This is a genomic window from Actinocatenispora rupis, assembly GCF_016861975.1.
GTDB classification, from domain to species: domain Bacteria; phylum Actinomycetota; class Actinomycetes; order Mycobacteriales; family Micromonosporaceae; genus Actinocatenispora; species Actinocatenispora rupis.
In genome coordinates this window covers 78,400-97,997 of record NZ_BOMB01000031.1, presented here as the reverse complement: position 1 = coordinate 97,997, position 19,598 = coordinate 78,400, and the positions used below count along the sequence as shown (strand labels likewise).

Below are 19,598 nucleotides of genomic sequence, written 5' to 3'. Positions count from 1 at the left end.
CCGCTCACCGGGGCGTACCGGAAGGGCTGGGTGATCCGGTGCCGGACGGGCTCGTCGACCCGCTCGGCGTCGGGTTCGGCGACTTCACGAGGTAGCGCTGCAGGGTGACCTCGGAGCGGCCGGTGCCGCCCACACTGATCGAGTCGTACGCCTTGAGCGTGTCGGTGCGGTCGAAGTAGAGCACCGACAGGTCCATCGGGGTCGGCGTGGACTGTTCGAGGCCGCGCAGGCCGGCGGCGCCGGTGGAGCCCTCGATGAGCAGCCGCGTGTCGTGCGGCAGCATCTTCACCTCGCGGCGGTGCAGGTGCCCGGCGAGGACCAGCGGCACCTCGCCGGCGAGCGGTTGCGCCGCACCCGGGTCGTGCACCAGCGCGACGTTCACCGGCTGCTTCGCGTGGTCGGCGTCGTACGTGTGGATCGTGTCGGCGAGGCGGGTGCCGGAGTCGACGACGTCCTGGTCCTTCGGCTCGGGCGCCTTCGGGTTCGCCGGCTCGGTCTCCTTGTCCGGGGTGAAGCGCGGGTCGCCGATGCCGGCGATGGTCAGCCCGTGCACCGTGCGTACCTGGTTCTCCAGCACGATCGCGCCCTGCTTGCGGACCGCCGCGGCCGTCGCGTTCGAGTCGTGGTTCCCGCGGATGTACACGTACGGCACCTTGACGTTGCGGATGTTGGAGATGTACGCGTCCTCCTGCCGCGAACCCCAGTCCACGATGTCCCCGGTGTCGATCACCAGATCGATGTTGTACTGCTTGACCACCGTGTCGACCACGCCCCACGCGGCCGGGTTGAGGTGCATGTCGGAGATGTGCAGCACCCGCGTGGTGCCCTCGCTCGGCTCGTACACCGGCAGGTTGGAGACCGTGCCGTACAGCTTCGCCACGTTGTCGACGAGCCGCTGCAACTCCTTCGAGTACTGGCCGTAGTTGCTGACGATGCTGCGGGCGTCACCGACCACGGCGGGCGCCATCGTCAGCAGCCCCTCGTACCGGGGCTCCTCGATGGACTCCGGGCGGAACGTCGCGGCCGTGATCCCGCCCGTGACTCCGAGCAGCAGCACGCACATCCCGCCGGCCACGGTCACCTGCCGCCAGCGGCGGAACACCAGCGCGTTGAGCACCAGCCCGCCGAGCAGCGCGGCGATGCCCGCCTGTACGGCCAGTTCGACGATGCCGGTCTTCAGGTCGGCGATCGCGTGCCGGCTCGCGGACTGGATCCCGTTCGGGTCGCTGACCAGCGCCTCCGCCCGCTTACGGTCCAGCGAACCGAGGTTGATCGTCAGGTGCAGCGGCCCGTCGTGGCTGTCCAGCGACAGCGAGCCGAGCGGCGGGATCTCCACCGCCGTGCCACCCGTCAGGTCCGGCGTCACCGCCAGATGCGCCCGGAACGGCCCCACGTCCGCCGCCCGGTGCCCGCCCAGCAGCAGCCCACCCGCCATCCCGATCAGCGTCACCACCAGGATCAACAGGTACCGACCGGTGGTCCGGGCCGCGCGGCCGGTCAGCGCCGGACGGACCCGCCGCCACGCGTCGGACACCGCCCGCAACGCCGGCCGTACCCGCTCGTCGAGCGTACGGTCGGCCAGCCGGGTCGTCCCCGTACCCGGAGCCTGCGGTCCCCGGGGCTCGTCCGGATGCTCGGGCTCGCTCGGCACGCTGCTCACTCCGTGACTGGATCGGGGACATGCCGGCACCCATCATCGCCGAGGACGCCGCAACCCGCAGGCCAACGCTCCCGAGCCGTGATCCGCGTCAACTCTTGTCGACGCGGTTGCCCCCCGAGATCACCAGGCGCAGGATGCGGTCGTCGTCGGCGATCGGGGTGCCCCGGCCGTCCCGGTTCGACGTACTCACCCAGAGCGTGCCGTCCGGCGCCGCCGCGACCGCCCGCAGCCGCCCGTACTTGCTGTCCAGGGTGTGCTGCGGCGCGCCGAGCAGGCCGCCCTTGCCGTCGAGCTGCGCCAGCCAGATCCGCTGGCCGCGCAGGCACGCGGTGACCAGGATCGGGCCGGACACCCCGATGCCGGAACAGGACGCCTCCGCCGGCTTCAACGTCAGCAACGGGTTCGTGTACCGCGAGTCCTTGCCGGTGCCCTCGACGTCCGGCCAGCCGTAGTTGCGGCCCGCCCTGATCACGTTGATCTCGTCGTACCTGTCCTGGCCGAACTCCGTCGCGTACAGCCGCTTGCCGGTGTCCCAGGCGAGCCCCTGCACGTTGCGGTGCCCGTACGAGTAGACCAGCGAGTCGCCGAACGGGTTGCCCGGCGCCGGCCTGCCCGCCGTCGTCATCCGCAGGATCTTGCCGCCCAGGCTCGACTTGTCCTGCGCGGTGCGTGTCGACGAGCCGTCACCGGTGCCCGCGTACAGGTAGCCGTCCGGGCCGAACGCCAGCGCGCCGCCGTTGTGCACGCTGGAGTGCGGGATGCCCGTGACGATCGGCTTCGGCGTACCGCCCAGGGTCAGGCTCGCGATCCGGTTGTCGGACTTCGTCGAGTAGTACACGAAGATCGTCTTGTCCTTCGCGTACTTCGGGGACACGGCGATGCCCAGCAGCCCGCCCTCGCCGCCGGCCGACGCCTGCGACACGGTCTGCACCGTCTTCGGCGTGCCGCCGTTCGCCCCCAGCCGCACGATCGTGCGCTTGTCCCGCTGCGTCACCAGCGCCGTCCCGTCCGGCAGGAACGCGATGCCCCACGGCACGGCCAGCTTCTTCGCGATGACCTGGACGGTCGCGCCCCCGTCGTCGCTGCTCGGGGACGTGGACGGGCTCGGCAGCTTGGGCGGCGTGCCCTGCTGCGAGTCGTCCGGCGGACCGAAGGCGCAGCCCGCGGCGGCGACCAGCGCGAGCAGACCGGTGGTGGCGGCGGCGAGTACGCGGCGGCGGGGGGCTACGGGCGTCACCACACCAGCCTAGGAGGGCGCCGCCCGGGATGACGCCGGGGGCGCGGCCCGGCGCCGTACACCGACGGTGCGTCGACGAGCCGGTCCGGTACGTGACGGCCGCGCCGCGCGGTTCTACCGCTTCTGGTGCTGTTCGTCCGCCAACGCCTCGTCCGCCGCCCGCTCCGCGTCCCCGGTGGCCGCGGGCGCCCCGTCTTCCGTGGGCCCACTCACCCCGGGTACGTGCAGGCCGAGCGCGTCCGTCAGGTACGGCAGGCGGCCCCCCGACACGGCCGGCAACCAGTGCGTGCTGTCGTCGGCCAGGACGACCGACACCCGCCGGTGCGTGACGGTGAAGCCGCGGACCGACTTCGGGTCGATGCGCCGCGAACGGAACGGATAGCGCACCACCAGCTGCCCGTCCCGTACGTCCGCACCGGCGCGCCAGGCCCAGACGAACACCGCGAGCGGGACGAGCAGGACGAACGCCAGATACCACCGGCTCGTCGCAAGCGGGATCGCGCCGCAGAACGCCACGACGGCCGCGATCGCGAGAGCCGCGTTGTACCGGAAGCGTGCCGTCACCTGTCGTGCCACGCCTCCATGCTCCCATCCACGCCCCGCCCCGCGCCCGCTGGGCCGCCCCCGTTCCACCCAGCCGCATCGGTACGCCAGCGCGGGTGCGCCACGTGGCCGCGCCACCAGCGGAACCCCGCCTCGGACGGTCGGACCTCGGCGCGGCGCGCGCCACGCGGCCCGGCCACCACCCGGCCGCGGTACCGGTACGCCGGGGCGCGGGGCACCAGGTTCATGAGGCCGAAGCCACCACCACCCGGTCGCCGGTACCGGAACGCCGGACGCGGCGCGGCGTGCGCCAGTTCCGGGTGGCCCGGCCACCAGCGGGTACCGGAACGCCCGGACTCCCGGCGCGGCGTGCGCCAGGGTCCGGGCGTCCGGTGCGGAGCGGCGCCCCCGGCCGCCCGCCGGTCAGTCCTCGTCGGTCGGGTCGTCGGCGAGGATGCGGTAGATGTCGCGCCGGGCGGTGTCCAGCACCCGCCGCGCCGCGGTGGTCTGCGCGGACGTACCGGCCTGGGCGACCTGGACGGCGGCGGCGTGCACCGCCGACAGCGAACGCCACAGGTCGGTCGGCTCGTCGGACACCGTCTCCGCCGCGTTCGCCCACGGTGCGGCGAGTTCCTCGGGGTGGTCGTCCACGTACTGCCGGCCGGCGTCGGTCAGCTCGAAGTCGCGCCGGTTGCCGGTACCGCGGTCGCGGACCAGGTCCTCGTCCTCCAGTTGGGACAGCGCCGGGTAGACCGAGCCGGGGCTGGGCCGCCACACGCCGCCGCTGCGCCGGGCGATCTCCTGGATCAGCTGGTACCCGTTGCGCGGCTGCTCGGCGAGCAGGGCGAGGACGGCCGCGCGCACGTCACCCCGGCGTACGCGGGGGCCACGGCGCAGCCCGCCCGGACCGCCGAACGGTGGCACCACCGGTGGGAACGGCGGGTGGTGCGGCGGCCCACCGAACGGCGGAGGCCCCGGCGGCATCGGCGGCCCGCCAGGACCGGCGTCGGCGCCCCGCCAGTCGGCGGCACCGTCCACGTCGTCCGGCCAGTCGACCTCCTCGTCCGTACCACCGGGGAACCCGTACCCGTGCGGCCCGTGGTGGTCGGGATGCGGGTGACCGTGCCCGGGCACACCGGGCGGCGCCGGCGGCGCAGGGTGTCCAGGCAGTCCCGGCAGCCCGTGCGGACCGCCATGCCCGTGCGGCCCGTGCGAACCGTCATGCCCGTGCGGCCCGTGCGGCATCGGCGGTACCTCGTGCCCGTGCGGACCGTGTGGCGCCATCGGCCCGTCGTTCCCGTGCGGGCCGGGATGACCGTGCGGGCCGGGATGACCGTGCGGGCCGGGCGGGGTCGGCGGTGCCGCGTGCCCGTGTGGGCTGGGCGGCGCCGGTGGTGCCCCGTGCCCGGGCGGACCCGGTGGTACGGCGGGGAAGGGCTGGTCGGGTGGGCCCGGCGGGTGCGGTGGGCGCGGGTGCGGCGTGCCGGTGTGGGCGGACGGGGCGGCGGGGAACCCCTGCGCCGCGTCGCCGAACGGGCCGCGGTGTGGACCGAACATGATGCCTCCTCGACGGGTCGGAACTGATCGCGATGGGTCGACGATATATCGCGACCGCACGTCTGGCAACCGTTCGGTGCGACGTGACCGGAACCACCTCCGACGCCGGTCGTTGTCACCTGTGTCGGTGAAGTGCGCGCCCGGTCCCGGGTCGCCGGACGGCAGGTGGGGCGGACGGGCCCGGCCTGGCGGGGAGGTGATGACGGCGATGAGCACGGCCGTCCCGCGGGTACTCCGGCACTCCGCCTGGCCCACCGTGGCCTGGGTGTTCGTCGCCGTGGCCCCGGTCGTACTGGTCTGGTCGGCGGCGACGTCGCTGGCCGGCGCCATCCCCGTGCGGTACGGGCTCGTTGCCGCCGGCGTCACCGGTTCGCTGCTGTCCACGGTCCTGCTCGTACGGCTGGCGTTGGTGCTGCCGCACGGGCCGTGTCGCGGCGCCGGGATGCTCGGCATGGGCGCGTTGTGCGGGGCGGTCGGCCTGCTCGCCGCGCCGGCGGCACCGCACGGCTGGCGGATGCGGGTGCTGGCTGCGGCGTTCGTCGTCGCCGCCGTGCTGTACCTCGCGGGTCTGTTGCTGCTGCCCGGAACGGCGGCGGACTGGCGCGCCCGGATGCGCCGCGTACTCGACGGGTTGGGGATCGGGGTCAGCCTCTTCTTCGCCGCCTGGCTGCTGGTGATCGTGCCGCTGGCGGGGTCGGGGCCGGGGCCGGCGGGGCCGCGGGCGATGCTCGCCGTGGTGGTGTGGCTGGTCGCGTCGGCGTCGGCGACCTCGGCGATGCTGGTGACCGTCCGGGCGTACCGGTACCGGCGGTCGGCGTTGCTGTGCGGCGCGGGCGTGGTGCTGGCGCTCGTCGGGCACGCGCTGCTGGTGGTACTGCTGCTGGTCCGGGCGGCGCCGCCGGTGCTGTTCGCGGCGGTCGGCGGGATGGTTCTCGGCCCCGTACTGGTGTGGCTGGGCGCGGCGCGCAGCGGCGTACGCACGGATCCGCCGCACCCGGCGCAGGAGGCCGGCACGTTCGCGGGGATGCCGCTGCTGTCGGTACCGGTGGCGCTGGCGATCGTCGGCACCGTGTACCACCTGGCCACCGTCGGCAGCTTCGGCACGTACTCGGCGGCCCTGGGTGTGCTGGTGGTGTTGACGGTGGCGGCGCGGGAGTCGTTCGCCGTCCTCGACGTCCGGCGGTACGCGACGGAGCTGGCGAGCCAGGAGGCGCGGTTCCGGTCGATCGTGTCCGGTTCGACGGACGTGACGATGCTGCTGGACGAGAGCCTGGTGGTGCGGTGGCAGTCGCCGGCGGCGGCGCGTCGGCTGGGCCTGTCCGACGCGGACGTACTGGGGCGTGGGTTTCCGGCGCTGTTCCATCCGGAGGACGCGCCGACGCTGGCGGAGGCGCTGCGCGGGCTGCTCGTCGACCCACCCGACGAGCCGGTACTCGTCGCGGCGCGGATCCGGGACGGCTTCGGCAACTGGCGGCACACCGAGTCGACCGCGGCCGACCACCGTGCCGAGCCGGCCGTCGGCGGCCTCGTCGTCCACCTGCGCGACGTGGGGGAGCGGCGCGAGATGGAGCGCACGCTGGACCGGATGACGTTCACCGATCCGTTGACCGGGCTGCCGAACCGGCGCGCCCTGCTGCGTTCGCTGGCCGAGCTGCGGGAACGACCCGGCCCGGATCCGTGGCGCGGCAGCGTCCTGGTGCTGGACCTGGACGGGTTGAAGGCGGTCAACGACGCCCGCGGGCACGAGGTCGGCGACGCCGTCCTGGTCGAGGTCGCGCGCCGGCTGCGGGACAGCCTGGCGCCGGACCATCTGGTCGCCCGCCTCGGCGGCGACGAGTTCGCGGTACTCACGGCCGAGTCGGCGGCGTCCGCCCGCGCCACCGCCGGCCGACTGCTCACCGCGCTGGCCGAGCCGTACCTGCTGGACGGGGGGCGGACGTTCCTGGCGGCGAGCGTCGGGGTGGCCGAGTACGCGCCGGCGGCGACGCCGGACGAGCTGCTGGCCGGCGCCGACCTGGCGATGCGGCGGGCGAAGGCGCAGGGCAGCAACCGCATCGAGCGGTACGACGAGAAGCTGGAGTTCCAGTTGCTGCGCCGGTCGCTGCTGGCCGCGGAACTGCCGGGCGCGGACCGCCGCGGCGAGCTGGACCTGCTGTACCAGCCGATCGTGTCGGTGCCGGACCGGCGGGCGGTGGCGGCGGAGGCGCTGATCCGGTGGCGGCACCCGCAGCTCGGCACGGTCCTGCCGGACGAGTTCGTGCCGATCGCGGAGGAGGCGGGGCTGATCGCCGCGGTCGGCGGGTGGGCGCTGCACCAGGCGTGCCGGCGGCTGGCGGCGTGGCGGGCGGAGGGCCGCGACGTCCGCGTCGCGGTGAACGTGTCGGCCGCGCAGCTCTGCCAGCCGGACTTCGTCGCGGAGGTGGCCGCCGTACTCGACGCGCACGACGTACCGGCGGACACGTTGATCGTGGAGGTCGGCGAGGAGGACGTGGTCGCCGACGTGCAGAAGTCGGTGACGGCGCTGGCCGGCCTGCGCGCCCTCGGCGTACGCACCGCGCTGGACGACTTCGGCACCGGCCACACGAGCCTGACGTACCTGCGGCGGCTGCCGGTGGACATCCTGAAGGCGGACCGGGCGCTGGTGGCCGAGCCGACCGCGCACGGCGGTCCCGTCGCGCCGCTCGCCGACGTGGTGGTACGGCTGGGGGAGCGGCTCGGCATGACCGTGGTCGCCGAGGGCGTCGAGACCGAGGAGCAGCTGGCGGCGCTGGTCGCGGCCGGCTGCGACGCCGCGCAGGGGTACCTGTTCAGCCGGCCGGTGCCCGCCGAGCACGCCGAGGCGTTCTTCGACCTGTACGCCGACGGGGTGCCGCCGGATCAGTCCACAGTGGACATCTGAGCCGAACGCCCGGCGGCCACGGTCACCTCTCGTACGCTGACGACATGCACCGGGTGACCGTACTGGCGATCGGACGTCTCGCGGCCGCGGCCCTCGGCCTGTCCGCCGTGGTGTACGTGGCGCTTCGCGCGGGCCCCGTCGTGTTCAACTACTTCACCGTGCTGAGCAACGTGCTCGGCGTCGTCGCGCTCGCCACGGCCGCCGTACGCGGGCTGCGCGGCGACCCGCCGTCCGCCCGGTTCGGCCTGTTCCGCGGCGCCGCCGCCCTCTACCTCGCCACCACCGGCGTCGTCTACTGGACCCTGCTGTACGGCGCGGACGTCGACACCCCGGCGTGGTCCAACTACGTCCTCCACCTCGTACTGCCGGTCGTCGCGGTGGCGGACTGGCTGGCCGAACCGGCGCGCGTGGCGTACCGGCAGGTGGGGTGGTGGCTCGTCTTCCCGCTGGCGTACCTGGCGTACACGCTGGTCCGCGGGCCGTTCGCGGACTGGTACCCGTACCCGTTCCTCGACCCGCGCACCGACGGCGGGTACGCGAAGGTCGCCGGGATGAGCGTCGGCGTCGCGGTCCTGATCGTGGCGCTCGGACTGCTCATCGCCTGGCTGGCCGGCCTGCGCCGCCCGGCCTCCGCCAGGTAGCCGACCGGGTGTCGCCCGGCCCCCGCCACGGGGCACGTCGCGCGGCTCAGAGGAGACCGCCGCGGGCGGCCTGGAGCCCCGCCTGGAAGCGGTTTCCCGCGCCGAGCCGGTCCATCAGGCCGCGGACCCGGCGCTGCACGGTACGCAGGCCGAGCCCCAGGTGCGCGGCGATGCGCTCGTCGGTGAGGCCGGTCGCGAGCAGGGCGAGCAGTTGCCGGTCCGGGTCGGACAGGTCGCCGCCGGCGCCGCGGGACCGGGTGTCGCCGAACGGCACCGCGCGCTCCCAGTACGCGTCGAAGGTGGCGAGGAGCGCGTCGAACAGCGAGCAGGGCCGCAGTACCATCGCGCGTTCCGCCTCGGTGCCCTCGCTGATCGGCACCATCGCCCACCGGCGGTCCACGATGATCAGCTTGAACGGCAGGTCCGGCATGATGCGGGCCTGCTCGCCGGCGTTCTTCAGAGTGTCCACATCGGACAGTCGGCCGGGGCCGGTGAGCGCGGCGCGGGCGTACACGGCGCGGAAGCGGACCCGTTGGCCGAGCGTCGCCAGCTCCATCGCCAGGTCCCGCACCGGCCGCACGTACGGTGGCTTGTCGAAGCCGAGGATCTCCCGGCGCGCGCACCGGACGAGCTGCTCGTAGCGCAGCGCGACCTGCTCGGTACCGGTGACGACCTCGACCGGGTCGGCCGAGCCGGCGGCCTGCCGGTACCGGGTGAGCATCGGCTCGACCGCGGCGCGCGCCTGCCGTACGTGCTCCTCCTGGCGGCGGGCGAGCAGCTCGACGGCGAGGTCCGGGGCGACCGCGGTACAGCGCGCGTCGGGCAGCAGCAGCCCCGCCTCCCGCAGTTCGGTGACCGCGGCGGTGACGTGGTCGGCGTCCCGGCCGGTGGTGACGAGCGCGCCCGGCGCGGTGCCGGGACGGTCCAGCAGCTCCAGGTACAGCGCCTCCGCCGCGGCGGACAGCCCCAGTGCCTCGAACATCTCCGGTACGTCCTCCCGTCGGTCGCGCGCGCGGGCGGGTTGCCGCCGTCGGCAGGTTTCCGCCGACGCCCGCCCTTCCGCGGGGGTACGCGCACGGTTCACGATGCTGGTGTTGCGCAGCATGTCGTTGTTTGTCCGACATTGCAACGTGTGTGAGGAGGGATCGATGCCCGATCGTATTGTCCGGCGGTCCGTCGGCGGTGTGCTCGCCGTACTGGTCGCGCTGGCCGCCCTGCTGACCGCCGGTGCCGCACCGGCCGCCGGGTACGGGCCGGCCACCCCGACGCTGACCGACAACGTGTGGGGCGGGTACGTCGCCACCGGCAGCGGGTTCCAGTCCATCCAGGGCTCCTGGACCGAACCCGACGCGAGCTGCACGTCCACCAACGACCTGTACGCGCCGTGGGTCGGCATCGACGGCTACGGTTCGCAGACCGTCGAGCAGACCGGCGTCGAGACCAACTGCGAGAACGGCACGCCGGAGTACCGCGCCTGGTACGAGATCTACCCCGCGGCCCCGGTGTACTGGAACGATCCGGTGCAGGCCGGTGACGTGATCACCGGGAAGGTCGTCGCCCAGGGCGGCGGCAGCTACGACATCACACTCACCGACCAGACGGCCGGCTGGAGCGAGCACACCGTCCAGTCGATCGACGGGACGAACGTCAGCGCCGAGGCGGTCATCGAGTCGCCCACCGGCAGCTACCCGTCGTTCGCGCGGCTGGACTTCTCCGGCATCACCGTCAACGGTCAGGTGTTCGACGCGTACTCCCCGCAGGGTATCGACAGCGGTGGGTACGTGCCGGGTCCGCTGTCCAACGGCGCCTTCAGCATGACGCCGGGCGGCAGCGTGGGAGGCAGCGCGCACCACGTCACCGGCCCCGTCCGGTACTGACGTTCTGCGCGCCCGCGGGCCGGCTCCTTCCCTCGGGGGCCGGCCCGCTCGGCGTTCCGGTCGGTTTCGTCCCACCGGCGGCGCATACTGGCCCTCGACCGCCGGGCGGGTGCCGGTGCCGGCGCCCCCGGACGACCGATCGCGGCGGCACCGTGGCCGCCGGAGGGGATCGACGATGACCACGCAGAAGACTCCGCCGGGCACCGTCCTGTTGGCGGTGGGCACCGCGAAGGGCCTGTTCCTCGCCACCAGTACGGACCGCAGGACCTGGGAGTTCACCGGCCCCCACGTACCCATGAACGCGGTGTACGCGGTGGCCGTGGACACCCGCGCCGACCGTCCGCGGGTGATCGTCGGCGCCGCCAGTTCGCACTGGGGGCCCGGTGTCGCGGTCAGCGACGACCTCGGCGCCAGCTGGCACGAGCCGGACACGCCGCCGATCGCGTTCCCGGCGGACACCGGGGCGTCGCTGGAACAGGTCTGGCAGCTCGCGCCCGGTCCGGCCGACGAGCCCGACGTGATCTACGCGGGCGTCCAGCCGTCCGCGCTGTTCCGGTCGACCGACGGCGGCCGCAGCTTCGAGCTGGTCCGCGGCCTGTGGGAGCACCCGCACCGTCCACAGTGGACACCAGGGTTCGGCGGCATGGCCATCCACACCGTACTGCCGCACCCCGACGACCGCGCGCGGATGCTCGTCGCGATGTCCACCGGCGGCGTCTACCGCACCACCGACGGCGGCGTGAGCTGGCAGGCCAGCAACACCGGCATCCGGGCGAAGTTCCTGCCCGACGAGTACCCGGAGTTCGGCCAGTGCGTGCACAAGGTGGCGAGCCATCCGGCCCGGCCGGAGCAGTTCTTCGCGCAGAACCACCACGGCGTGTACCGCAGCGACGACGGCGGCTCGACCTGGTCGTCCATCGCCGACGGGCTGCCCAGCGACTTCGGCTTCGCGATGGTGACACACCCGCGGCGCCCCGGCGTGATCTACAACTTCCCGATCAAGGCCGACGAGTACCGGGTGCCGCCGGACGCGGCGTGCCGGGTGTACCGGAGCGAGGACGCCGGCGGCAGCTGGACCGCGCTGACCGACGGGCTGCCGCAGGAGCGCTTCTACCCGACGGTGCTGCGCGACGCGATGTGCGTCGACGACGCCGACGTGCCGGGGGTGTACGTCGGCACCCGCTCCGGCGAGGTGTACGGCAGCCCCGACGAGGGTGACCACTGGGAGCAGATCGCCGCCCACCTGCCCGACGTACTCTGCGTCCGCGCCGCGGTGGTGGGGTGAGGCGGGATGCCCGTCACGGTGCGGATCCCCGGCGTGCTGCGCGCCGACGCGGGCGGCGCCGCCCACCTGGACCTCGACCTGCCGCCGGACGTGCCGCTCTCGTCCGCGCTGGACGCGCTCGCCGCCGCCCATCCGCGGCTGGCCCGCCGGCTGCGCGACGAACGCGGCACCCTCCGCCGCTACGTCAACCTGTACGTCAACGGTGAGGAGTGCCGCGCGCTCGCCGGCCTCGACACGCCGCTGCCGGCCGACGCCGAGGTGCAGGTGCTCCCGTCGGTCGCCGGCGGCTGAGCCCGGACCGTCCGGGGCCCCGTGCGGGCCCCGGACGCGTCGTCAGCGGGCGATCTGGTCCACGTCGCGGTACGCGCCGTCGCTCGCCGCCGTCGCCATCGCCGCGTACGCCCGCAGCGCCGCGGACACCGGCCGCTCCCGGTCCACCGGGCTGTACGGCTTCGGCCGCGCCTCCTGCGCCGCGCGCCGCCGGTCCAGTTCGGCGTCGTCGACGAGCAGCTCGATCGAACGGTTCGGGATGTCGATCGCGACCTCGTCGCCGTCCTCCACCAGCGCGATCAGCCCGCCGCCGGCCGCCTCCGGGGAGACGTGACCGATCGACAGCCCGCTCGTACCGCCGGAGAAGCGGCCGTCGGTGACGAGCGCGCACGCCTTGCCCAGACCCCGGCCCTTCAGGAACGACGTCGGGTGCAGCATCTCCTGCATGCCCGGCCCGCCCTTGGGCCCCTCGTACCGGATGACGACGACGTCGCCGGGCTGCACCCGCTTGGTGAGGATCCCGTCGACCGCCTGCTCCTGCGACTCGAACACCCGGGCCGGTCCGCGGAACACCCAGACCTCCTCCGGTACGCCCGCGGTCTTCACGACGCAGCCGTCGACGGCCAGGTTGCCGTGCAGCACCGCCAGCCCACCGTCCGCCGTGTACGCGTGCGCCACGTCGCGGATGCAGCCGGTCTCCGCGTCGGTGTCGAGCCGGTCCCACCGGTTCTCCGTCGAGAACGGCTCCGTCGTACGGACGCCGCCGGGCGCCGCGTGGTACAGCTCGACGGCCTCGGGCGCGGGGTCGGCGGCGCGCACGTCCCAGTGGCCGAGCCACTCGTCGAGCGAGTCGGAGTGTACGGAGCCGACGTCGCGGTGCAGCAGCCCGCCGCGGTCGAGTTCGCCCAGGATGGCGGGGATGCCGCCGGCCCGGTGCACGTCCTCCATGTGGAAGATCTTTCCGGGCCCGGCGACCGACGGCGCCACCTTGGCGATGCACGGCACCCGGCGCGAGATCGCGTCGATGTCGGAGACGGTGAAGTCCAGCTCGGCCTCGCGCGCGGCGGCGAGCAGGTGCAGCACCGTGTTGGTGGACCCGCCCATCGCGACGTCCAGCGCCATCGCGTTCTCGAACGCGTGGCGTCCGCCGATCGACCGCGGCAGTACCGTCTCGTCGTCCTTGCCGTAGTACCGGTGGGCGAGGTCGACCACGGTCCGGCCGGCGCGCTCGAACAGCGCCTTGCGTGCGGCGTGCGTGGCGAGGGTGGAGCCGTTGCCCGGCAGGGCCAGGCCCATCGCCTCGGTCAGGCAGTTCATCGAGTTCGCGGTGAACATGCCGGAGCAGGAACCGCAGGTCGGGCAGGCGGAGCGCTCGATCGAGTCGAGCTGGTCGTCGGTGACGGTGTCGTTCGCGGAGGCGATCATCGCGTCGATCAGGTCGATCTTGTCGTGCACGATGCCCTCGATGGCGACCGTCTTGCCGGCCTCCATCGGCCCGCCGGAGACGAACACCGTCGGGATGTTCAACCGCATCGCGGCGATCAGCATCCCGGGCGTGATCTTGTCGCAGTTGGAGATGCACACCAGCGCGTCGGCGCAGTGCGCGTTCACCATGTACTCGACGGCGTCGGCGATCAGCTCGCGGCTGGGCAGCGAGTAGAGCATGCCGCCGTGGCCCATGGCGATGCCGTCGTCGACGGCGATGGTGTTGAACTCCTTGGCCACGCCGCCGGCCTCGGCGACCGCGCCGGCGACGAGCTGGCCGAGGTCCTTGAGGTGCACGTGCCCCGGTACGAACTGGGTGAAGCTGTTGGCAATGGCGACGATCGGCTTGCCGAAGTCGCCGTCGGTCATCCCGGTGGCGCGCCACAGGGCGCGGGCACCCGCCATGTTGCGTCCGTGCGTGGACGTCCTCGACCTCAGTTCAGGCATGTCGGCCAGTCTTCCACGCGAACCGGCCGGACGGACACCGGGATCGCTCCGTGAGTCCACTTGGCGGGACGCTGACTTAACCCTCATTCAGCCTGCAACGAGCGTGTGGGCCTGCGGCTCCGCCCATCGGAGAGTGGCGTGAACCACGATGTGGGACAGGTTGACGGACGGCCGGCGATGCGTCAGAGTGAACCCCATGCAGTCGAGTCGGCACATCCTCGTAGTACTTACCTAGCGCATCGTCACCCCGGTGACGGTGCGCGGCCTGTGTGCGTCTGGCACGCGGGCCTTTCTTTTTGTCCCGGTCCGGTGCATCCGCCGGACGGGACCGTGGCCCGAAGCACGCCGTTCCGCACCACCACTTCGACTCTGAAACCGGATCGGACTGCGATGACGAAACCCGCGACAGGCTCTCGGCACGAGAACCGAGCCGCCCGACCGGCCGCCCGCCCGGGCGCCGGCGGCGGCACACCCATGACCGGCGCACAGTCGCTCATCGCCGCGCTGGAGGCGCTCGGCACCGAGGTCGTCTTCGGCATCCCCGGCGGCACCATCCTCCCGGCGTACGACCCGCTGTTCGACTCGACCAAGATCCGCCACATCCTGGTACGGCACGAGCAGGGCGCGGGCCACGCCGCCGAGGGGTACGCGCAGGCGACCGGCAAGGTGGGCGTCTGCATGGCGACCTCCGGGCCGGGCGCGACGAACCTCGTCACGCCGCTGGCCGACGCGTACATGGACTCGGTGCCGGTGGTGGCGATCACCGGGCAGCAGACGACGCAGCTGATCGGTACGGACGCGTTCCAGGAAGCCGACATCTGCGGCATCACGCTGCCGATCATCAAGCACAACTACCTGGTCAAGGACGCGGCGGAGATCCCGCGGGTGGTGGCGGAGGCGTTCCACCTGGCGCTGTCCGGCCGCCCCGGCCCGGTGCTGGTGGACATCCCGAAGGACATCCTGCAGGCGCAGACCACGTTCGCCTGGCCGCCCACGCTGGACCTGCCGGGATACCACCCGACGACGCACCCGCACGGCAAGCAGATCCGCGAGGCCGCCCGGCTGATGCGCACCTCCCACCGCCCCGTCCTGTACGTGGGCGGCGGCGTACTGAAGGCGCACGCGTCGGAGGAGCTGCGCACCCTGGCCGAGCTGACCGGTATCCCGGTGGTCACGACGCTCATGGCGCGCGGCGCGTTCCCCGACTCGCACGAGCAGCACCTGGGCATGCCGGGCATGCACGGCACCGTCGGCGCGGTGTACGCGTTGCAGCGGTCGGACCTGATCGTGGCGCTGGGCGCCCGGTTCGACGACCGGGTGACGGGCCGGCTCGACTCGTTCGCGCCGGACGCGACCGTGGTGCACGCCGACATCGACCCGGCCGAGATCGGGAAGAACCGGCCGGTCGACGTGCCGATCGTGGGCGACGCCAAGCACGTGCTCGCCGAGCTGATCAGCGCGGTGCGTACCGAGATGGAGGCGAACGGCGGAGAGGGCCCGGAGCTGTCCGCCTGGTGGACGCAGCTGCGTGACCTGCGCGAACGCTACCCGCTCGGGTACGAGGAGCCGGCGGACGGCAGCCTGGCCCCGCAGTACGTGATCAAGCGGTTGGGTGAGATCGTCGGCCCGGACGCGATCTACGTGGCGGGCGTCGGCCAGCACCAGATGTGGGCCAGCCAGTTCATCCGGTACGAGCAGCCGCACACGTGGATCAACTCGGGCGGTGCCGGCACGATGGGCTTCGCGGTGCCGGCCGCGATGGGCGCCAAGGTCGGCCAGCCGGAGAAGACGGTCTGGGCGGTGGACGGCGACGGCTGCTTCCAGATGACCAACCAGGAGCTGGCCACCTGCGCGCTGGAGGGCATCCCGGTCAAGATCGCGCTGATCAACAACGGGAACCTGGGCATGGTCCGCCAGTGGCAGACCCTCTTCTACGACGGCCGCTACTCGCACACCGACCTCGGTACGCACAAGCACCGGGTGCCGGACTTCGTGAAGCTCGCCGACGCGCTCGGCTGTGTCGGCCTGCGCGTCGAGTCGGCCGCCGACGTCGACGCGGTCATCAAGCAGGCCAACGAGATCAACGACCGGCCGGTGGTGGTCGAGTTCGTGGTCGGCAAGGACGCGATGGTCTGGCCGATGGTTCCGCCCGGTGTCGGCAACGACGACATCCTGTTCGCCCGTGACGTTCGCCCCACCTTCGACGAGGACGACCTCTAGCCGGTACGTCCGGCGCCGGTGGCGGGCACTCCCGCCGGCCGGCGCCGGGGCGTACCGCGCTGGTAAGGAGACATGAGAGATGAGCAAACACACGCTCTCCGTGCTTGTCGAGGACAAGCCAGGGGTGCTGGCCCGGGTGTCCGGCCTGTTCAGCCGGCGCGGCTTCAACATCGACTCGCTCGCCGTCGGCGAGACCGAGCACCCGGGGATCTCCCGCATCACGATCGTGGTGAACGTGGAGTCCTCGCCGCTGGAGCAGGTGACCAAGCAGCTCAACAAGCTGGTCAACGTACTCAAGATCGTGGAGCTGGAGTCGGACGCCTCGGTGCAGCGCGAGCTGCTGCTGGTGAAGGTGCGCGCCGACGTGCAGACCCGTACGCACGTGATGGAGGCCGTCCAGCTGTTCCGGGCGAAGGTCGTGGACGCGTCGCCCGACGCGTTGACCGTCGAGGCCACCGGTACCGGTGACAAGCTGGAGGCGTTGCTGCGGATGCTGGAGCCGTTCGGCATCAAGGAGATGGTGCAGTCCGGGCTGGTCGCGATCGGCCGCGGTGCCCGCTCCATCACCAGCCCGACCCTGCGCTCCACCGCGTGACATCCACGGGAGTACCCGTGGCGAGAAGTAACACCACTGCAGAGAGGGAAACGATGACCGCCGAGGTCTTCTACGACGACGACGCCGACCTGTCCGTCATCCAGGGCAAGAAGGTCGCCGTGATCGGGTACGGCAGCCAGGGTCACGCGCACGCGCTCAACCTGCGGGACTCCGGCGTCGACGTCCGGATCGGCCTGCCGGAGGGCTCCAAGAGCCGGGTCAAGGCGGAGGAGCAGGGCCTGCGCGTGCTCACCCCGGCCGAGGCCACCGCCGAGGCGGACCTGATCTCGATCCAGGCGCCCGACACCGTGCAGCGCTCGCTGTACGCCAACGACATCGCGCCGAACCTGACGCCGGGCAAGACGCTGCTGTTCAGTCACGGCTTCAACATCCGGTACGGCTTCATCAAGCCGCCGGAGGGCGTCGACGTGGTGATGGTCGCGCCGAAGGGCCCGGGCCACCTGGTACGCCGGCAGTTCGCCGACGGCAAGGGCGTGCCGGACCTGGTCGCGGTCGAGCAGGACGCCACCGGCAACGCCTTCGCCACCGCCCTGTCGTACGCGGCGGCGATCGGCGGCGGTCGCGCCGGCGTCATCAAGACCACGTTCACCGAGGAGACCGAGACCGACCTCTTCGGCGAGCAGGCCGTACTCTGCGGCGGCACGTCGGCGCTGGTCCAGGCCGGTTTCGAGACGCTGACCGAGGCCGGCTACCAGCCGGAGATCGCGTACTTCGAGGTGCTCCACGAGCTCAAGCTGATCGTGGACCTGATGTGGGAGGGCGGCATCGCCCGCCAGCGCTACTCCTGCTCGGACACCGCCGAGTACGGCGACCTGACCCGCGGCCCGCGCGTGGTCGACGCCCACGTCAAGGCGGAGATGAAGAAGATCCTGGGCGAGATCCAGGACGGCACCTTCGCCAACGAGTGGATCGCCGAGGACGACAACGGCCGTCCGAACTTCACCAAGCTGCGCGAGGAGGGCGCCAACCACCCGATCGAGGTGGTCGGCAAGAAGCTGCGCGGCATGATGAGCTGGGTCGACCGTCCGATCACCGAGACCAACTGACCCGCACTCCGTGGTACGTGGGGCGCCGCCGTCGGGTGGCGCCCCACGGCGCGTTGTGGCCGGTGTTCAGCCCCGCCGGTCGTGGCTGGGCGCGTCCCGGCCGACGTAGCTGACCGGGCGCCGGGACCGGAACGGCCCGCGCCGCCGCGCCTTCACGTGCCGGCCCATCTGCTTGACCCGCTTGGGTTTCCGGCTCCGCGTACGCCGTCGCAGCTTCGGCAGTTTCGGCAGCGGGATCGTCACCGCCGGCAGCCGACGCCGCTTCGGCGGGTGCTGCTCCAGCCATTCGCGTCCGCGCGCCGCCAACCACCGCCGCGTACGCCGGGTGCGCAGCAGCCCGATCATGATCAGTACGAGCCCGACGTACAGGGTGAAGACGACGCCGAGAACCGTCCCCATCGGGCTCGGTACCAGCGGCTTGGACAGCACGCCCACGACCGCCACGACCACCGTGCCGGCCGCGCACAGCAACGGCGGCAGCGGGCTGCCGCGCCGAATCATGCGGATCCCGCCGAGCACCGAACACACCGCCATCGCCAGCAGTACCACCGGGAGCGGCAGGTCGCCGGTCGCCGCGAGCGCGCCGGCCGCGGCGAGCATCGGCACCGCGAGCAGCCCGCACAGTACGGCCGCGCCGTTGGCCTGGCTCGGCGGTGGTCCCGCGGGCCCCGCCTTCGCCGGCGCCACCCGGTACACGTTGGCCGGCTGCAACGTCGAGACGGTGCCCTCCCGCCGCCGTACTCCCTCGCTCGGCGGCAGCACCTCGTCCTCGTGCTGCTTCTCCTGGTCGTACACCCCGCCGTCGTACGCCCGGTCGGAGTCCGGGCGGCGTGGCGGCGGCTCGTCGTCGGCGGGCCGGCTCCACGGCGGGTCGGGTGGTCGGACGAACCCGGCCCCGGCGTCACCGAACGGATCCGTCGGCGGCTCCGCGTACCCGGGACCGTCGGTGGCGGGACGGCCCGGCCCGGGCGGGGGAGCGTTCGTGTACCGAGGGGGCCGTGCGTACCAGGTGTGCCCGTCGTCGAGGTCGGCCTCCGCGTACCCGGCGTCGGCGGGGTGCGGCGGCGCGCCGAGGTGCGGTCCGTCCGGGGCGGTGCGGGTGTCGGAGGGACGGTCGCTGCGCGGTGGGTGAGGGCCGAACGCCGGGCGGTCCGCTGACCCGTCGTGACCGTCGTCCCCGGACCACGGGCTCCGCGGCCAGCCGTCGTCCGATCCGGGCGGCATGCCGGGGCCGGAGGTATCCGCGCCGGTCGCTGGCGGTGGGGTGGTACCGCCCGGCCGGTGGGAGCGGTCGGCCGCGGGGCCAAGCCGGTCACCCAGCGTCACAGACACTTCCCTCTCGTGTGCGTGCCTGCTTGCGATCGTATCGGCGGATTGCGCCGGACAGACCGCGACAAGCGCGGGTTTCTCGCATTGTGGAAGCTACTCGCACCGCTCGGGCCGGTCTCGGCCATCTGCCCGAATCGGGTCGTACTCGGTGGTGTTCGGGTGGTGTGTCATCGGGGTGTACCGTGCCATGCGCCGTGCCTCGAACGGAAGGGCCGATCCGTATTCTCCGCGGAGAAGTGGTACCGGTTTGTTGCCGTCCGCTCCCATGATCCGTGAGCGGCGGCATTTTCGCAGGTCGATCGCTTGATCACGATTCCGACGCGCTGTGTCGGCGCGTGGTAACGATCACTCGGATACAACGCAGTGGCGTCCTACGCTTGCGCTGCGTCGTTATTCCGGATACCGTTCATGTCGGCTACACGATACAGAGACCCATCTGCCAGTTCTCGGGTCATTGTGGCGGTCCGTCACGGTCCGTCCGATGAG

15 protein-coding genes are annotated in these 19,598 nt (G+C 72.8%); 8 read left to right on the top strand and 7 right to left on the bottom strand.

Translation table 11 applies throughout. The annotated features are described in order from the left end of the window. Nucleotides 1–4 precede the first annotated feature (4 nt). The 4 genes from Aru02nite_RS26370 to Aru02nite_RS37315 form a co-directional block, all read right to left on the bottom strand. Entirely contained in the window at nt 5–1,651 is a 1,647-nt protein-coding gene (locus Aru02nite_RS26370; RefSeq protein WP_239076963.1) for a metallophosphoesterase, read from the bottom strand. A 97-nt stretch (nt 1,652–1,748) separates the two neighbouring features. After that, on the bottom strand, nt 1,749–2,897 hold the full coding sequence (locus tag Aru02nite_RS26365; RefSeq protein WP_239076962.1) for a PQQ-dependent sugar dehydrogenase: 1,149 nt from the start codon (nt 2,895–2,897) through the stop codon (nt 1,749–1,751). A gap of 114 nt (nt 2,898–3,011) precedes the next feature. After that, a complete protein-coding gene (locus Aru02nite_RS26360; RefSeq protein WP_203662243.1) occupies nt 3,012–3,473 on the bottom strand; it encodes a PH domain-containing protein in 462 nt (153 codons plus the stop codon). 390 nt (nt 3,474–3,863) lie between these two features. Beyond that, nucleotides 3,864–4,574 carry a PadR family transcriptional regulator gene (locus tag Aru02nite_RS37315; protein ID WP_275408719.1) on the bottom strand — a complete coding sequence of 237 codons (711 nt, stop codon included), beginning with the start codon at nt 4,572–4,574 and terminating at the stop codon, nt 3,864–3,866. A gap of 631 nt (nt 4,575–5,205) precedes the next feature. Between Aru02nite_RS37315 and Aru02nite_RS37310 the strand changes: the two genes are divergently transcribed. Further along, complete coding sequence (locus Aru02nite_RS37310) at nt 5,206–7,896, top strand: putative bifunctional diguanylate cyclase/phosphodiesterase (protein ID WP_203662242.1); 2,691 nt, start codon at nt 5,206–5,208, stop codon at nt 7,894–7,896. Nucleotides 7,897–7,940: 44 nt separating this feature from the next. Then, nucleotides 7,941–8,537, top strand: a complete 597-nt coding sequence (locus Aru02nite_RS26345) for a Pr6Pr family membrane protein (protein ID WP_203662241.1) — start codon at nt 7,941–7,943, stop codon at nt 8,535–8,537. A 46-nt stretch (nt 8,538–8,583) separates the two neighbouring features. Here Aru02nite_RS26345 and Aru02nite_RS26340 read toward each other — a convergent pair whose 3' ends face one another. After that, a complete protein-coding gene (locus Aru02nite_RS26340) occupies nt 8,584–9,519 on the bottom strand; it encodes a LuxR C-terminal-related transcriptional regulator (RefSeq protein ID WP_203662240.1) in 936 nt (311 codons plus the stop codon). Between the two features lie 166 nt (nt 9,520–9,685). Here Aru02nite_RS26340 and Aru02nite_RS26335 point away from each other — a divergent pair, with 166 nt between their 5' ends. From Aru02nite_RS26335 to Aru02nite_RS26325, 3 genes are all read left to right on the top strand, one after another. Then, a complete protein-coding gene (locus Aru02nite_RS26335) occupies nt 9,686–10,414 on the top strand; it encodes a G1 family glutamic endopeptidase (RefSeq protein ID WP_203662239.1) in 729 nt (242 codons plus the stop codon). A 175-nt stretch (nt 10,415–10,589) separates the two neighbouring features. Continuing rightward, nucleotides 10,590–11,699, top strand: coding sequence for a WD40/YVTN/BNR-like repeat-containing protein (locus Aru02nite_RS26330; protein WP_203662238.1), 1,110 nt, complete (start codon nt 10,590–10,592; stop codon nt 11,697–11,699). A 6-nt stretch (nt 11,700–11,705) separates the two neighbouring features. After that, on the top strand, nt 11,706–11,990 hold the full coding sequence (locus Aru02nite_RS26325) for a MoaD/ThiS family protein (protein WP_203662237.1): 285 nt from the start codon (nt 11,706–11,708) through the stop codon (nt 11,988–11,990). Between the two features lie 42 nt (nt 11,991–12,032). On the opposite strand, the gene ilvD is transcribed toward Aru02nite_RS26325, so the two are convergent. Next, nucleotides 12,033–13,901, bottom strand: a complete 1,869-nt coding sequence (gene ilvD / locus Aru02nite_RS26320) for a dihydroxy-acid dehydratase (RefSeq protein ID WP_203662236.1) — start codon at nt 13,899–13,901, stop codon at nt 12,033–12,035. Between the two features lie 390 nt (nt 13,902–14,291). Here ilvD and Aru02nite_RS26315 point away from each other — a divergent pair, with 390 nt between their 5' ends. From Aru02nite_RS26315 to ilvC, 3 genes are all read left to right on the top strand, one after another. Continuing rightward, nucleotides 14,292–16,121: an acetolactate synthase large subunit gene (locus Aru02nite_RS26315; RefSeq protein ID WP_203662235.1), complete on the top strand. Its 1,830-nt coding sequence runs from the start codon at nt 14,292–14,294 to the stop codon at nt 16,119–16,121. Between the two features lie 79 nt (nt 16,122–16,200). Beyond that, nucleotides 16,201–16,716, top strand: coding sequence for an acetolactate synthase small subunit (ilvN, locus tag Aru02nite_RS26310; protein WP_203662234.1), 516 nt, complete (start codon nt 16,201–16,203; stop codon nt 16,714–16,716). Between the two features lie 17 nt (nt 16,717–16,733). Beyond that, the gene (gene ilvC, locus Aru02nite_RS26305) at nt 16,734–17,783 is read left to right on the top strand and encodes a ketol-acid reductoisomerase (protein ID WP_275408718.1); all 1,050 of its coding nucleotides are present in this window, start codon (nt 16,734–16,736) and stop codon (nt 17,781–17,783) included. 66 nt (nt 17,784–17,849) lie between these two features. Here ilvC and Aru02nite_RS26300 read toward each other — a convergent pair whose 3' ends face one another. Continuing rightward, nucleotides 17,850–19,007, bottom strand: a complete 1,158-nt coding sequence (locus Aru02nite_RS26300; RefSeq protein ID WP_203662232.1) for a hypothetical protein — start codon at nt 19,005–19,007, stop codon at nt 17,850–17,852. Nucleotides 19,008–19,598 lie beyond the last annotated feature (591 nt).

What these genes read in the sequence shown, in the direction of transcription:
- Aru02nite_RS37310 (WP_203662242.1), top strand. Translation starts at nt 5,206, where the DNA reads ATGAGCACGGCCGTCCCGCGGGTACTCCGGCACTCCGCCTGGCCCACC.
- Aru02nite_RS26345 (WP_203662241.1), top strand. Translation starts at nt 7,941, where the DNA reads ATGCACCGGGTGACCGTACTGGCGATCGGACGTCTCGCGGCCGCGGCC.
- Aru02nite_RS26340 (WP_203662240.1), bottom strand. Translation starts at nt 9,519, where the DNA reads ATGTTCGAGGCACTGGGGCTGTCCGCCGCGGCGGAGGCGCTGTACCTG.
- Aru02nite_RS26335 (WP_203662239.1), top strand. Translation starts at nt 9,686, where the DNA reads ATGCCCGATCGTATTGTCCGGCGGTCCGTCGGCGGTGTGCTCGCCGTA.
- Aru02nite_RS26330 (WP_203662238.1), top strand. Translation starts at nt 10,590, where the DNA reads ATGACCACGCAGAAGACTCCGCCGGGCACCGTCCTGTTGGCGGTGGGC.
- Aru02nite_RS26325 (WP_203662237.1), top strand. Translation starts at nt 11,706, where the DNA reads ATGCCCGTCACGGTGCGGATCCCCGGCGTGCTGCGCGCCGACGCGGGC.
- ilvD (WP_203662236.1), bottom strand. Translation starts at nt 13,901, where the DNA reads ATGCCTGAACTGAGGTCGAGGACGTCCACGCACGGACGCAACATGGCG.
- Aru02nite_RS26315 (WP_203662235.1), top strand. Translation starts at nt 14,292, where the DNA reads ATGACGAAACCCGCGACAGGCTCTCGGCACGAGAACCGAGCCGCCCGA.
- ilvN (WP_203662234.1), top strand. Translation starts at nt 16,201, where the DNA reads ATGAGCAAACACACGCTCTCCGTGCTTGTCGAGGACAAGCCAGGGGTG.
- Aru02nite_RS26300 (WP_203662232.1), bottom strand. Translation starts at nt 19,007, where the DNA reads ATGCCGCCCGGATCGGACGACGGCTGGCCGCGGAGCCCGTGGTCCGGG.